This is a genomic window from Allobosea sp. GW821-FHT03A12 (genome assembly GCF_058986765.1).
In genome coordinates this window covers 207,376-221,047 of record NZ_JBYSVZ010000001.1, presented here as the reverse complement: position 1 = coordinate 221,047, position 13,672 = coordinate 207,376, and the positions used below count along the sequence as shown (strand labels likewise).

Below are 13,672 nucleotides of genomic sequence, written 5' to 3'. Positions count from 1 at the left end.
TTCCGCCGACCGACCTCCCCTGCCCGTCCTCCATCGCGCGAGGTGATCATGGCCGCTCTCGCCGGACGCAGAGTCGCCGATGTCGGCAAGCTCTCGACCATCCTGCTGTTCCTGCCGCCGGCACTGCTGCTGTTCACGCTGTTCGTGGTGCTGCCGGTCGGCGAGGCCGCCTGGTATTCGGGTTTCAACTGGAACGGCTTCGGCAAGCCGACCAACTGGATCGGCCTCGACAACTACCGCTTCGTCTTCGACAACCGCGCCTTCGGCACGGCCTTCAAGAACAACCTGCTGATCATTGTCGTCTCGCTGGTGATCCAGCTGCCACTGGCGCTCTCGCTCGCGATCATCCTGGCCGACCGCTTCCGCGGCTCGGTGGCGCTGCGGATGGTATTCTTCCTGCCCTATATCCTGGCGGAGATCGCCACCGGCCTGATCTTCAGCTTCGTCTATGACGGCGATTACGGCCTGCTGGCGGCGATCTACAAGGGCTTCGGGGCAGAGGCGCCGCATCTCCTGGCGAGCCCGCAGACGGCCTTCGCCGCCATCCTCGTCGTCGTCGTATGGAAATATTTCGGCTTCCACATGATGCTGTTCATCGCGGCATTGCAGACCATCGACCGCTCCATGCTGGAGGCGGCCAGGATCGACGGCGCCAGCCGCTGGCAGAGCCTGCGCTATGTCGTCATCCCTGCTTTGGCGCCGACCATCCGCCTCTCGGTCTTCTTCGCCATCGTCGGCTCGCTGCAGCTCTTCGACCTGGTGATGCCGCTGACGCGCGGCGGGCCGTCGGACTCCTCCCACACCATGGTGAGCTTCCTCTACACCTTCGGGATCACGCGCATGCGCGTCGGCTTCGGCAGCGCCGTCGGCGTCATCCTGTTCCTGATCTGCGTGGTGTTCGCCTTCACCTACAAGCGCTGGATCATGCGTGATGAGTGAGCCTGCCTCCTCCGCCCCCTTCAGCGATGACGGCTTCAGTCCCGTCGCGATCGGCAAGGCGCTCTATCTCCTCGCCGTCGTCCTGTTCGTGATGACGCCGCTCATCGCCACGGTCCTCGGCGGCTTCAAGTCGCTCGGTGAATTGCGCACCAACCCGTTCGGCCTCCCGAGCGTCTGGGAATGGAGCAACTATGCCGACATCCTGCTCTCGCGGCGCTACTGGCAGCTCCTCGGCAACTCCTTCGTCATCGCGACGCTGACGGTGGTGCTGACGCTGATCTGCGCATCCATGGCCGCCTTCGTCTTCGCCCATCTGCACTTCTTCGGCCGCGACATGCTGCTGAACTACCTGACGATGGGCCTGCTCTTCCCGGCCGCCACCGCGATCCTGCCGATGTTCATCAAGGTGCGCGATCTCGGCCTGCTCGACAGCCATCTGGGCGTCGTCCTGCCCCAGGTCGCCTTCGCGCTGGCGATGAGCATCCTGCTGCTGCGGCGCTTCTTCAAGGACCTGCCGACCGAACTGCTGGAGGCCGCCCTCGTCGACGGCTGCTCTTATCCCAAGTTCTTCCGCTACGTAACGCTGCCGCTGTCGCGCCCCATCCTGGCGACGGTCGGCACCATCACCTTCGTGCACAGCTGGAACGCCTATCTGATCCCGCTGGTGATGCTGAACAGCGACAGCCTCTACCCCTGGCCGCTCGGCATCATGGTCTACCAGGGCGAATATTCGACCGAGTGGCACCTGATCCTCGCGTTCATCACCCTCACCATCCTGCCCACCATCATCCTCTTCCTCTTCGCCCAGAAGCACATCGTCGCCGGCCTCACCGCCGGCGCGGTGAAAGGCTGAGCACCCGTCTATCAAGGAGCGTTCCATGCGAAAGATCGGCGTCGGCATCATCGGATGCGGCAACATCTCGACGAAATACATGACGGCGATGCAGCAGTTCTCGACCATCGAGCTGCGCGCCGTCGCCGATATGCGCACTGCCCCGGCGGAAGCGCGCGGTGCCGAGTTCGGCGTGCCGGCGATGCGGGTCGATCAGCTCCTCAAGTGCGACGACGTCGAGATCGTCGTCAACCTGACCGTGCCGCTGGCCCATACCGATGTCAGCCTCGCGGCGCTGCGGGCCGGCAAGCACGTCCATTCCGAGAAGCCGCTCGGCGTCAACGTCGCCGAGGCCCGCAAGGTCATGGACCTCGCCCAGGAGAAGGGCCTGCGCGTCGGCTCGGCCCCCGACACCTTCCTCGGCGGTGGCCACCAGACCGCCCGCAAGCTCATCGACGACGGCGCGATCGGCAAGGCCGTCGCCGGCAACGCCTTCTTCGGCTGCCCCGGCCATGAGCGCTGGCACCCGGCGCCCGGCTTCTACTATCTGCGCGGTGGCGGGCCGATGCTCGACATGGGCCCCTATTACATCACCGACCTCGTCAACCTGCTCGGGCCGATCGCTTCCGTCGTCGGCTTCGCGACGCGGCCGAAGGCCGAGCGCCTGGTCACCAGCCAGCCGATGAACGGCACGCTGATCCCGGTCGAGGTCGCGACCCATGTCACCGGCGTGCTCGAATTCGTCTCGGGCGCCGTCGTCTCGATCACCATGAGCTTCGACGTGCCCAAGCACCGCCACAGCCCGATCGAGATCTACGGCTCGGAGGGCAGCCTGTCCGTGCCCGATCCGAACCGCTTCGGCGGCGAAGTCCTGGTCGCCAAGGCCGGCGGCGACTGGCAGGCGCAAGCCCTCAGCCACGGCAACAGCGAGGGCGAGTTCCGCTCGATCGGCGTCGCCGACATGGCCGCGGGCCTGATCTCCGGCCGGCCGCACCGGGCCAGCGGCGCGCTGGCGCTGCATGTTCTCGAAGCCATGGAAGCCTTCCAGACCGCCTCCGACGAGGGACGGCGCGTCACGCTTGCAACCACGGTCGAGCGGCCGGCCATGCTGCCGCCCGGCCTGCCCACCGGCACTCTGGATTGAATGGGGATCGACATGACAAGGACTGCGCTGATCGTCTGGGGCGGCTGGAGCGGCCACGACCCCGACCTCTGCAGCTCGATGATCCGGGGCTGGCTGAAGGCGGAAGGGTTCGACGTGCGCGTCGAGACCGCGACCTCCGTCTTCCTCGATCCCGCGATCCGCGACTATTCGCTGATCGTCCCGATCTACACGATGTCGAAGATCGAGAAGCCGGAAGCCGCCGCCCTGTGCGAGGCGGTCGCCGGCGGCGTCGGCCTCGCCGGCCATCACGGCGGCATGGGCGATGCCTTCCGCGACGCGGTCGACTACCAGTTCATGTGCGGTGGCCAATGGGTCGCCCATCCCGGCGGCATCATCGACTACACCGTCGACATCACCCGCCCAGACGATCCGCTGATGCAAGGCATCGCCAGCTTCGAGCACCGCTCGGAGCAGTATTACATGCATGTCGACCCGGCCAACGAGGTGCTGGCGACCACGACCTTCACCGGCGAGCACGCACCCTGGATCGACGGGGTGGTGATGCCCGTGGTCTGGCGCAAGCGCTACGGCAAGGGGCGGGTGTTCTACTCCTCGCTCGGCCACCGCGCCTATGAGCTCGACGTGCCGGAGATCCGCACGATCATGACGCGCGGCCTGCTCTGGGCGGCGCGCTGATATCGGGGGCACCGGGTTCACCTGGACGGCTGGACTTGAAGCCCCCGCAAATGCCAAGGCCTGCGCGGCCGATTAAGGTGCAAGCCAATCCCGCGGCGCAGATGCAAGGAGAGGTCGTGGAAGACCAGGTGGATCGGATCCGGATGCCGGTCAGGAGGGCGACGCTGGAGGACGTGGCGCGCGAGGCTGGGGTCTCGCTCGCCACGGCCGACCGGGTCGTGAACCAGCGCGACGGGGTCCGCGCCAAGACCGTCGAGAGCGTCAGGCGGGCGATCGCCAAGCTCGACTACCGGGCCAATCCGGCCGCGGCGCGGCTGGCGCGCGGCCAGTCCTTCCGTTTCGCCTTCATCCTGCCCTCCAGCACCAACGCCTTCATGGCCGGGCTGATGCAGCAGGTGCGCCGGATCTCGGATTGGCTCGAACCCCAGAACGCCTTCGTCGATATCCTGCAGCTTGACGTCTTCGATCCCGAGGCGCTGGCGAGCGGGCTAGCCGGCCTCGCAGACCATTTCCACGGCGTCGCCACGGTGGCGCTCGACCATCCCAAGGTCCGCGCCGCCATCGACGATCTCGTCGCGCGCGGCGTTGCGGTCGTCACTTTGGTCTCGGACGCCCCGACATCGCGCCGCGCCCATTATGTCGGCATCGACAATCCGGCAGCGGGGCGCACCAGCGCCTCGCTGATGGGCCGCTTCCTCGGCGGCCGCAGCGGCAAGGTCGGTGTCATCCTCGGCTCGATGTCGCTGCGCGACCATGTCGAGCGGCTCTACGGCTTCCAGCAGGTGCTCTCCGGCGATTATCAGGGCCTGACCCTGCTGCCGGTGCTGGAGGGGCGCGACCAAAGCGAACGCAACGAGGCGGCGGTGACCGAGCTCCTCGCGTCGCATCCCGATCTGATCGGGCTCTACAATATCGGCGCCGGCAATGAGGGCATCGCCGCCGCGCTGGAGGCGGCCGGCAGGCCGCTCGTCTTCATCGCGCACGAGCTGACCGAGGCGACGCGGCGCGGCCTTCTATCGGGCACCGTCGCGGCGGTGATCAACCAGGACCCCGGCCACGAGGCGCGCTCGGCGGCGCGCCTGCTGATGGCGGAGGTCTCCGGCGAGCCGATCCTGCTCGACCAGGAGCGCATCCGCATCGAGATCTTCCTGCGCGACAATATGAGCTGAGGCCGCGCGCCTCAGCCCCGCGCGTGGATGCTCTTCCAGATCGCCAGCGGCGTCGCCGGCATGTCGAGATGGCGCACGCCATGCGGCGCGAGCGCATCGACCACCGCATTCATCACCGAGGGCAGCGAGCCCGCGCAGCCGGCCTCGCCACAGCCCTTGGCGCCGACCCGGTTGGTCGCGGTCGGCACGCCCCGGCTGGCGAAGGAGAAGAAGGGCACGTCGGAAGCGCGCGGCAGCGCATAGTCCATGAAGGAGCCGGTCATGAGCTGGCCGGCCTCGTCATAGGCCGTCATCTCGTAGAGCGCCTGGCCGATGCCCTGCACGACGCCGCCATGAAGCTGGCCTTCGACGATCAGCGGGTTCACCACCACCCCGAAGTCATTGACCATGACGTAGCTGGCGATCTCGACCTGGCCCGTCTCGGGGTCGATCTCGACCTCGGCAATGTGGCAGCCGTTGGGATAGGCCGAGAGCGCCGCCTTGAAGACATGGTCGACGTCGAGGCTCTGCGGCAGGTCGGCCGGCAGGGACGCGCCCGTGCGCAGGATCTCGGCGAGCTGCATGATGCCGATGGCGCGGTCGGTTCCGGCGATCCGGAACTGGCCGGCTACGAATTCGATATCGGCGGCGGCGGCCTCCAGCACATGGGCGGCGAGCAGCTTGCCCTTCTCGATGACGAGTTCGCTCGCCTCGATGATCGCCGAGCCGCTCGCCATCACCGATTTGGAGCCGCCGGTGCCGCCGCCGGCGATCAGTCGGTCGCTGTCGCCCTGGAACAGGCGGATCCTGTCGAAGGGCACGCCGAGCTGGCTCGACAGGATCTGGGCGAAGGGCGTCCAATGACCCTGCCCGTAGTCGAGCGTCCCGGTGACGATGGTGACGCTGCCGTCGGCTTCGAAATGCAGGCCGCCCATCTCGTTGGTCGGCGGTGCGGTCACCTCGAGATAGCAGCCGATGCCGCGGCCGCGCAGCTTGCCGGCCTTGCGGCTCTGGCGCTGCCGCGCCGCGTAGCCCTTCCAGTCGGCGGCTTCGAGCGCTTGCGCGAAGAGGGCTGGGAAATCGCCGCTGTCATAGACGGTGCCGATCGGCGTCGTCCAAGGCAGTTGCCCAGGCTTGACCAGGTTGCGCCGCCGGAGCTCGGCGCTGTCGATCCCCATCTCGCGCGCGGCGGTATCGATCAGCCGCTCCATGAAATAATTGCCCTCGGGCCGCCCGGCACCGCGATAGGCGCCGATCGGCGGGGTATTGGTCACGGCGCATTTCGCGAGAACCTCGACCAGCGGCGTGCGATACATGCCGACGCTGTTCTTGCCGATGTTCAGGCTCGCCATCATTGGCCCGACCGGCGAGAGATAACCGCCCATATTGCCGATGCCGGTGAAGCGCGTCGCCAGGAAGCGGCCGCGCGCATCGAGCGCGAGCTCGGCCTCGAACACCATGTCGCGGCCGTGATGGTCGGCGACGAAGCTCTCCGAGCGCTGATCGGTCCATTTCACCGGCTTCTTCAGCAGGCGCGCCGCGTGCAGCAGCGCGACATGCTCGGGGAAGACCGAGGCCTTCATACCGAAGGAGCCGCCGACATGGCCGGTGACCAGCCGCATCTTCGTAGCCGGTACGCCCATCGCCGCGGCGAGATTGTTGCGCAGGCCGAAGACGCCCTGGCTCGGCGCGTGCAGCGTGTAACGGCCGGCCTTGCGATCATAGCTCGCGATCGCCGAGCGCGGCTCGATCGGGTTGACCACGACGCGATTGTTGACGATCCGCAGCCGGGCGACATGGGCCGCCCCGGCGAAGGCGGCGGCGACCTTCTGCGCATCGCCGGACTGGTAATCGAGGACGAGATTGCCCGGCACCTCGTCATAGAGAAGCGGCGCGCCGGGGGCGAGCGCCTCCTCCCCGGAGGTGACGGCGGGCAGGACCTCAATGTCGAGCCCGACCGCCTCGGCGGCATCGCGCGCCTGAATTGCCGTGCGGGCGACGACGACAGCTACGGGATCGCCAGCGAAGCGAACCTTACCAGCTGCGAGCGCCATCCGGACCGGCTTGCGCATCGGCGTCCCGTCGCGATTGGGCAGATCGATCTGGCATCGCAGCGGGCCATAGCCCTGCCCTTCCAGATCGGCGGCCGTATAGATCGCCACCACACCCTTCATCGCCGTGGCAGCCGAGACGTCGATGCCGTTGAGCAGGCCATGCGCATGCGGGCTGCGGACGAAGGCGGCGTAGAGCTGGCCGTCCAGTGCGAGATCGTCGGTATAGCGCCCCTCGCCACGCACCAGGATCGGGTCCTCCTTGCGTGGCACCGGCTGGCCGATTCCGAACGATGCCGAGGAAAGCTCGGCAGGAGCTGCGCGCATGTTCATGACGAGGCACCACGATGGGATGTTGGGCCGATCGACGAGCGATCCCGCTGCAGAGGGCAGAGCGGCTTGCCTGTCCGATTGTCACATGAAAAGCGGCGGGGTTGTCAAACCCTCCTGGCGGCAGAAGGCCGTCGTGGCAGGCAACCCTGCCATGCGCGACGGGCGAACGGCGCTCAGCCGGCGATCTCCGGCCCGTCCAGGCATTCTTCCAACTGCCGGAGCAAACTCTGCAGTTCGGCGAGGCGCTCGCTGCCATAGCGCCCGGTGATCTCGCGGTAGATGGCTTCCGACTCGGTGCCGGCCCGTTCGATCAGCGCCAGCCCCTGCGGCGAGATCGAGACGAGGCCGCGGCGAAGGTCCGACTTCAATGTCCGGCGCAGGATGAGGCCGCGCTCGTCGAGGTCTTTCAGGATGCGCGAGAGGCTGGGAGGCAGCAGGAAGGTCGCCTCGGCCAGCTCGGTGACTTCGAAGCTCTCGCCCGAGGTCAGCGCCCGCAGCACGCGCCATTGCTGCTCGGTGATGCCGAAGCGCCTAAGGCTCGCCCGGAAATGGCGCATCACCGCCTCGCGCGCCCTGAGCAGCGACATCGGCAGCGATTTCGAGAAATGCCGGATGCGGATGCGGGCTGCGGCAGTGTCAGCGTCGTGCGGCATCGATCGGGGCTTGCCCTGCATAGGTCCAGACATGGAAACTCCCGAACGGCAGCGGCGCGAGCCTGGCATCGCGGCGACGCCGCTTCTGCCTCAGGCTACCACCTTCTCCGGAATGCCGCGCCGCTTCAGATACTCGCGATAATTGCTGGTCTTGAAGTTCAGCGCCTCGTCCGCCTCTTCCATCTGCACGGACAGGCCGAGCGGCCGGGCTGCGATGACCGGTGCGAGGAGGGCTTTGGCCGCCTCGAAGACGCGGCTTGCGCCCGCCTTCTTCTCCTCGTCCGATCGCCCCTTGGCGATGCGCAGCAGCACATGCACGAAGGCGTTGTCGGGATGGCCATCGACGATCAGGTAGCTGGTGACGGGAACGCCGCGGGTCCGGGCCCCGGCGAAGGGGAACACCGTCCCGTCGCCGATGAACGCATCCTGCACCGTCTTGAGCAGGACGGGGATATCGACGCTGGCTTCGAGATTGCTGGAATATTCGACCCAGATGTGAGGCATGGCGGTGTTTCCGTGGTCTTCAGCGCAGGGAGGCGATGGCGGCGGTGACGCCGCAGCCGGGAGACGGAACCTTGTGGCCGAGGGCCGTCAGGCTGAGTTCGAGATAGTGCAGGTCGGTCAGGATGTCGGCTTCGCTGATCTGCCCCATCGTACCGATCCGGACGACCCGGCCACTCAGCTTGTTGCGTGCACCGGCGATGACGGTGTTGTAGGTCTCGTACATGTGCTTGACGATCGCCCCGCCGGTGAGCGGCTCGGGCACGGAGGCGACGACGACGGTGCGCGAGGCCGCGGCGGGATCGCCGAAGGCCGGCAGACCGAGCGCGACGCAGCCGGCGCGCAGGGCATCCGAGAGCCGCTTGTGGCGCGCGAAGACCTGCTCCAGGCCCTCCTCATGGATCGCCCTCAGGGCCTCCTGCATGCCGAACAGCAGCGAGACCGGGCAGGTGAAGGCGGTCTCGTGCTTGTCGACGGTGGCGAGCGCCTTGCGCATGTCGAGATAGAAGCGCGGGCAGCGATCGTCGCGCTCGATCACCTTGCGGGCCTTCTCGCTGACGCTGGCAAAGCCGAGCCCGGGCGGGCACATCAACGCTTTCTGCGAGCCGGTGACGATGATGTCGACGCCCCATTCGTCCTGCCGCAGCTCCATCCCGGCGAGCCCGCTGACGGAATCGACGAGGAAGAGCGTGTCGCGGTCGCGCAGCAGCGCGCCGATCGCGGCTAGGTCCGTCACCGCGCCGGTCGAGCTCTCATTATGGACCGTGATCAGAGCCCGGTAGTTCGCAGTCTCCAGCTTGGCCGCGACCACGGCCGGATCGGGCGCCCAGCCCCATTCGCTCTCGATGACGTCGACCTCGGCGCCGAGCGCGCGGGCGATCTGGGCGTAGCGGTCGCCGAACTGGCCATGCGCCAGCGCCAGCACCTTTTCGCCGGGAGCGAGCACATTGACGAGGCTCGCCTCCATCACGCCGGTGCCGGAGGCGCCGAAGGTCAGCACCGGCGCCGTCGTGCCGAACAATGGCTGGATCAGGTGCTGGATCTCTTCGAGCACCACGCGCATCTCAGGGCCGCGATGGTTGATGATCGGGCGGGCCGTGGCCTGGCGAATGCGCTCGGGAATCGAGATCGGGCCGGGAAGGCGCAGGCGGTAAGGATAGGGGCTGGCGGGCGACGTCGTCACAGGAGGAAGCTCCGGGAGGCTGGGCTTGTCAGAACTGGTTGGCCGGCATGGCGCCAGTCAGTGGATGACCTGCTGGATGAACTGGCGGGCGCGCTCGGTGCGCGGTGCCGAGAAGAAGCTGTCGGGCGTGCCGACCTCGGCGATCGCGCCATCGGCCATGAAGACGACGCGGTCGGCCACGGCGCGGGCAAAACCCATCTCATGGGTGACGCAGATCATGGTCATGCCGGTGCCGGCGAGCTCGATCATCACGTCGAGCACCTCCTTGACCATTTCCGGGTCGAGCGCCGAGGTCGGCTCGTCGAACAGCATCACCTGCGGCTCCATCGCCAGCGCGCGGGCGATCGCGACGCGCTGCTGCTGGCCGCCGGAGAGCTGGTTGGGGAACTTGCGGGCCTGGTGCCCGATATGGACGCGCTCCAGCAGCTCCATGGCGCGCGCCTCGGCGGCGGCACGCGGCACGCGCTTCAGCTTGATCGGCCCGAGCGTCAGATTGTCGAGGATCGACAGATGCGGGAACAGGTTGAAGTTCTGGAAGACCATGCCGACGCGCTGGCGGATCGCCTCGATCCTGTCGTCGTCCTGCGCGACAGGCTCGCCCGCGACGGTGATCATGCCCTGCTCATAGGCTTCGAGGCCGTTGATGCAGCGGATCATCGTCGATTTTCCCGAGCCCGAGGGCCCGCAGACGACGATGCGTTCGCCAGGCTTCACGTCGAGTTCCATGTCCCGGAGGACATGGAACTGCGAGTACCATTTGTTGACGCCGGCGAGCCGGATGAGAGGGGTTTCCATGGCGTGATGACCCGGTGCGTTCAGGAGCGCTCGGCGCGCGCGAAGCCGGCCTCGACGGCGCGGCTGTAGCAGGACAGGCCGAAGCTCATCAGCCAGAAGACCAGGCCGACGATGAAGTAGCCCTCGGCCTGCGAGCCCGCCCAGAGCGGGTCCGAGACGCCGGCCGAGACGATGTTGAGCAGGTCGAACAGTCCGACCACCATGACGAGCGTCGTGTTCTTCAGCAGCGAGATCGTGGTGTTGACCACGCCCGGCACGACCTTGCGGACCGCCTGCGGCAGGATGATGTGCAGCATGGTGCGCCAGTAGCCGAAGCCGATCGCCATCGCCGCTTCGTACTGGCCCTTCGGCAGCGCCTGCAGGCCGCCGCGCACCACCTCGGCCATGTAGGCGGCTTCGTAGAAGATGATGCCGACGACCGCGAGCGCGAGCGGATCCGGCTTCGTGCCCGAGGGCAGGAAGAAGGGCAGCATCACGATCGCCATGAACAGCACGGTCAGGAACGGCACGCCGCGGCAGAACTCGATGAAGCCGATGCAGAACCAGCGGATCAGCGGCATCCGGCTACGCCGGCCGAGCGCGAAGAGCACGCCGAAGGGCAGCGAGAAGGTGATGCCGGAGACCGCGAGGATCATGGTCAGCAGCAGCCCGCCCCATTGGTCGCTCGGGACGATCGACAGGCCGCCGAAGCCGCCATGCAGCAGCAGGAAGGTCACGACCGGCAGCACGACCATCATGAAGAGGGCGGCATGGCGCTTGCCCGGCAGGCGCGGCACCATCAGCCAGATCAGGCCGACGACCAGCAGCGCGAAGGCGATGTTGGCCCGCCAGCGCTCCGCCGGCGGATAGAAGCCATAGACGAATTGCGAGGCCTTGGCCGTGAAGAAGGCCCAGCAGGCTCCCGTGCCGGTGCAGTCGGCGCGGCTGGTGCCGGACCAGGTCGCGTCGAACAGAGCCCAGGGTACGATCGCCCAGGCGATGCCCCCAAGCACCGCCGCCACAGCGAAGGACAAGGCGGCATCGCGCCAGGACGCGAAGATGCGCCGGCGCAGCCAGGACAGGGCTCGGCCGAGCGGGGCGTTCGCGCCCGCGGATGCTGGCCGGGCGCGTCCGACTGGAAGAGTGGCTACATCCGTCACCGCTCGACGATCCGGGTCATGTGGTTGAACAGGTTGATCAGCGCGCCGATCAGCAGGCTGATCGCGAGATAGACCGCCATGGTCATGGTCACGATCTCGATGGCCCGCCCGGTCTGGTTGATGCTGATCCCGGTGAAGACGCCGACGAGGTCGGGATAGCCGATCGCAACCGCGAGCGAGGAGCCCTTGAGGATGTTGAGATACTGGTTCGACAGCGGCGGCAGCAGCACGCGCGTCGCCTGCGGGATGACGATGAAGCGCAGCGTCTGCCACCAGCCGAAGCCGATCGCGGCGGCCGCCTCGCGCTGGCCCGTGTTGACGGATTCGATGCTGGCGCGGACGAGCTCGCCGATGAAGGCGGCATTGTAGATCGCCATGGCGATCACCAGCGCCGACAGTTCCGGCACCAGCACCCAGCCACCGGCGAAGTTGAAGCCCTTTAGCTGCGGCAGCGAGACCCCGAGCTGGGCGCCGCTCAGGCCGACGGCCAGCGCCGGCAGCAGAACGAGGACCGCGAACGAGGGCAGCCAGGCATTGACGCGGCGGCCGCTGCGCTCGGCATAGGCCGTCAAGCTGCGAAAGAGCGCGAGCGCCGCGATCACGGCGACCAAAATCGTAATGGCGAGCAGGCCGGGACGGTCGGTCGTCAAGGCCGGGACGAGGATGCCGCGGTTGGAGAGATAGACGGCGTCGCCGAGGTTGACCGCCGCGCGCGGCGCCGGCAGCGCCCGCAGGGCGACATTGTAGAGGATCAGGATGTGCAGGAGCTGCGGCAGGTTGCGCACGATCTCGACATAGATCCGCGCCGCGCGGGACATCGCCCAATTGCCGGAGAGCTGCGCGATGCCGACGCCGAAGCCGAGCGCGGTCGAGAACAGGATCGCGAGAACCGTGACCAGCAGGGTGTTGGTGATGCCGATCAGGAAGACGCGCCAGTAGTTGTCGCTGGCCGTATAGGGGATGAGGTGGAAGGCGATCTCGAAACCCGCCTCCCGCCAGAGGAAATCGAAGCCGAGCTTGAGGCCGCGCGCCGCGAGATTGTCCTGCAGGTTCCCGATTGCGACGTAGGCCAGGACGGCGAGCGCCGCGACCAGCAGTCCCTGATAGAGCCAGCCCATGACGCGCCGGCGTCCGAAGAGCGGGCGTCTGGTCGGCAGGGTGGCGGCGGGCGTAGAGGTCATCGGTCCTGGCGTCGGAAGTATAGTGATGGGAGGCCGGCAGCTCGTTGCCGGCCTCGGCTGTCCTGTCTCAGCGCAGCAGCGGCGCCGACATCAGGCCCTTGTTGTTCCAGAGATTGTTGAGGCCGCGCTCGAGCTTGATCGGGCTCTTGGCGCCGAGATTGCGCTCGAACATCTCGCCATAATTGCCGACCGCCTTGATCGCGTTGAGGGCCCAGGCGTTGTCGAGGCCGAGCTTGGCCCCGAATTCACCGGTCGCCCCGAGCAGGCGCTGCACTTCCGGCGAGGTCGAGCTCGCCTTCATCTGCTCGACATTGGCCTGGGTGATCCCGAGCTCCTCGGCGGCGATCAGCGCGTTCAGCGTCCAGGCGACGATGTCGCGGAAGCGGCTGTCGTCCTTGCGCACCACCGGGCCGATCGGCTCCATCGAGATCAGCTCCGGCAGCACGACCCAATCGTCGGGCTTGCCGAGCTTCGAGACCGCGCCAGCGAGCGCGCTCAGCACATTGGCGTAGACGTCGCAGCGGCCCGAGGCGAGGTTCTTCTCGTTCTGGTCGCGGGTGTTCGCCGCGACGGGCGTGAACTTCATGCTGTTCTTGCGGAAGAAGTCGGCGAGGTTGAGCTCGTAGTTCGAGCCGGCCGAGACGCAGATCGAGGCGCCCTCGAGCTCCTTGGCGCTCTTCACGCCCAGCGACTTCTTCGCCAGGAAGCCCTGGCTGTCATAGAGATAGACGCCCGGCCATTCGACGTTGAGCTCGATGTCGCGGATGAAGGTGTGCGTCGCGGTGCGGGCGAGCAGGTCGATGCCGCCCGATTGCAGCGTCGCGAAGGCCGTCTTGATCTCGAGCGGCACGAACTTGATCTTGTCGGCGTCGCCGAGGGTGGCGGCCGCGACCGCCCGGCAGAAATCGACCTCGAAGCCCGACCATTTGGCGTTGCTGTCGAGCGTGCTCATGCCGGTCTGGACGCCGCTGGAGACGCCGCAATTGAGGGCGCCGCGTCCCGCGATCGCCTTCTGGGTCGCCCCGCTTTCGGCCGAGGCCGCCGTCGCGGCGAGCATCAGGAAGCCCGCGGCCAGTGCCCCTGTATTGCGCAGATATCCGAGCATTCAGCCCTCCC

At 67.4% G+C, this 13,672-nt stretch carries 13 protein-coding genes; 5 read left to right on the top strand and 8 right to left on the bottom strand.

What is annotated here, in order from left to right:
• Positions 1–48 precede the first annotated feature (48 nt).
• The 5 genes from AC3WLC_RS01040 (at position 49) to AC3WLC_RS01020 (ending at position 4,741) form a co-directional block, all read left to right on the top strand.
• On the top strand, positions 49–939 hold the full coding sequence (locus tag AC3WLC_RS01040) for a carbohydrate ABC transporter permease (RefSeq protein ID WP_493682092.1): 891 nt from the start codon (positions 49–51) through the stop codon (positions 937–939).
• The gene (locus AC3WLC_RS01035) at positions 932–1,792 is read left to right on the top strand and encodes a carbohydrate ABC transporter permease (RefSeq protein WP_493682091.1); all 861 of its coding nucleotides are present in this window, start codon (positions 932–934) and stop codon (positions 1,790–1,792) included. The genes AC3WLC_RS01040 and AC3WLC_RS01035 overlap by 8 nt, the downstream gene beginning before the upstream one ends.
• Before the next feature lie 25 nt (positions 1,793–1,817).
• The gene (locus AC3WLC_RS01030) at positions 1,818–2,915 is read left to right on the top strand and encodes a Gfo/Idh/MocA family protein (protein ID WP_493682090.1); all 1,098 of its coding nucleotides are present in this window, start codon (positions 1,818–1,820) and stop codon (positions 2,913–2,915) included.
• A gap of 12 nt (positions 2,916–2,927) precedes the next feature.
• The gene (locus AC3WLC_RS01025; protein ID WP_091841604.1) at positions 2,928–3,572 is read left to right on the top strand and encodes a ThuA domain-containing protein; all 645 of its coding nucleotides are present in this window, start codon (positions 2,928–2,930) and stop codon (positions 3,570–3,572) included.
• Between the two features lie 143 nt (positions 3,573–3,715).
• Complete coding sequence (locus tag AC3WLC_RS01020; protein WP_493683113.1) at positions 3,716–4,741, top strand: LacI family DNA-binding transcriptional regulator; 1,026 nt, start codon at positions 3,716–3,718, stop codon at positions 4,739–4,741.
• 11 nt (positions 4,742–4,752) lie between these two features.
• Here the strand turns inward: AC3WLC_RS01020 and AC3WLC_RS01015 are convergent, their stop codons facing one another.
• From AC3WLC_RS01015 to AC3WLC_RS00980, 8 genes are all read right to left on the bottom strand, one after another.
• Complete coding sequence (locus AC3WLC_RS01015; RefSeq protein WP_493682089.1) at positions 4,753–7,104, bottom strand: xanthine dehydrogenase family protein molybdopterin-binding subunit; 2,352 nt, start codon at positions 7,102–7,104, stop codon at positions 4,753–4,755.
• Between the two features lie 173 nt (positions 7,105–7,277).
• Positions 7,278–7,778, bottom strand: a complete 501-nt coding sequence (hpaR, locus tag AC3WLC_RS01010) for a homoprotocatechuate degradation operon regulator HpaR (protein WP_493683112.1) — start codon at positions 7,776–7,778, stop codon at positions 7,278–7,280.
• A 69-nt stretch (positions 7,779–7,847) separates the two neighbouring features.
• On the bottom strand, positions 7,848–8,261 hold the full coding sequence (locus AC3WLC_RS01005) for a 5-carboxymethyl-2-hydroxymuconate Delta-isomerase (RefSeq protein ID WP_493682088.1): 414 nt from the start codon (positions 8,259–8,261) through the stop codon (positions 7,848–7,850).
• A 19-nt stretch (positions 8,262–8,280) separates the two neighbouring features.
• Positions 8,281–9,441 carry a pyridoxal-phosphate-dependent aminotransferase family protein gene (locus AC3WLC_RS01000; RefSeq protein ID WP_493682087.1) on the bottom strand — a complete coding sequence of 387 codons (1,161 nt, stop codon included), beginning with the start codon at positions 9,439–9,441 and terminating at the stop codon, positions 8,281–8,283.
• Positions 9,442–9,498: 57 nt separating this feature from the next.
• Positions 9,499–10,236 carry an amino acid ABC transporter ATP-binding protein gene (locus AC3WLC_RS00995; RefSeq protein ID WP_493682086.1) on the bottom strand — a complete coding sequence of 246 codons (738 nt, stop codon included), beginning with the start codon at positions 10,234–10,236 and terminating at the stop codon, positions 9,499–9,501.
• A 20-nt stretch (positions 10,237–10,256) separates the two neighbouring features.
• Positions 10,257–11,375, bottom strand: coding sequence for an amino acid ABC transporter permease (locus AC3WLC_RS00990; protein ID WP_493682085.1), 1,119 nt, complete (start codon positions 11,373–11,375; stop codon positions 10,257–10,259).
• Positions 11,372–12,556 (bottom strand): amino acid ABC transporter permease, encoded by a 1,185-nt coding sequence (locus tag AC3WLC_RS00985; RefSeq protein WP_493682084.1) that lies wholly within the window; start codon positions 12,554–12,556, stop codon positions 11,372–11,374. The genes AC3WLC_RS00990 and AC3WLC_RS00985 overlap by 4 nt, the downstream gene beginning before the upstream one ends.
• Positions 12,557–12,623: 67 nt before the next feature.
• Positions 12,624–13,661, bottom strand: a complete 1,038-nt coding sequence (locus AC3WLC_RS00980; RefSeq protein ID WP_493682083.1) for an amino acid ABC transporter substrate-binding protein — start codon at positions 13,659–13,661, stop codon at positions 12,624–12,626.
• Between the last annotated feature and the right edge of the window lie 11 nt (positions 13,662–13,672).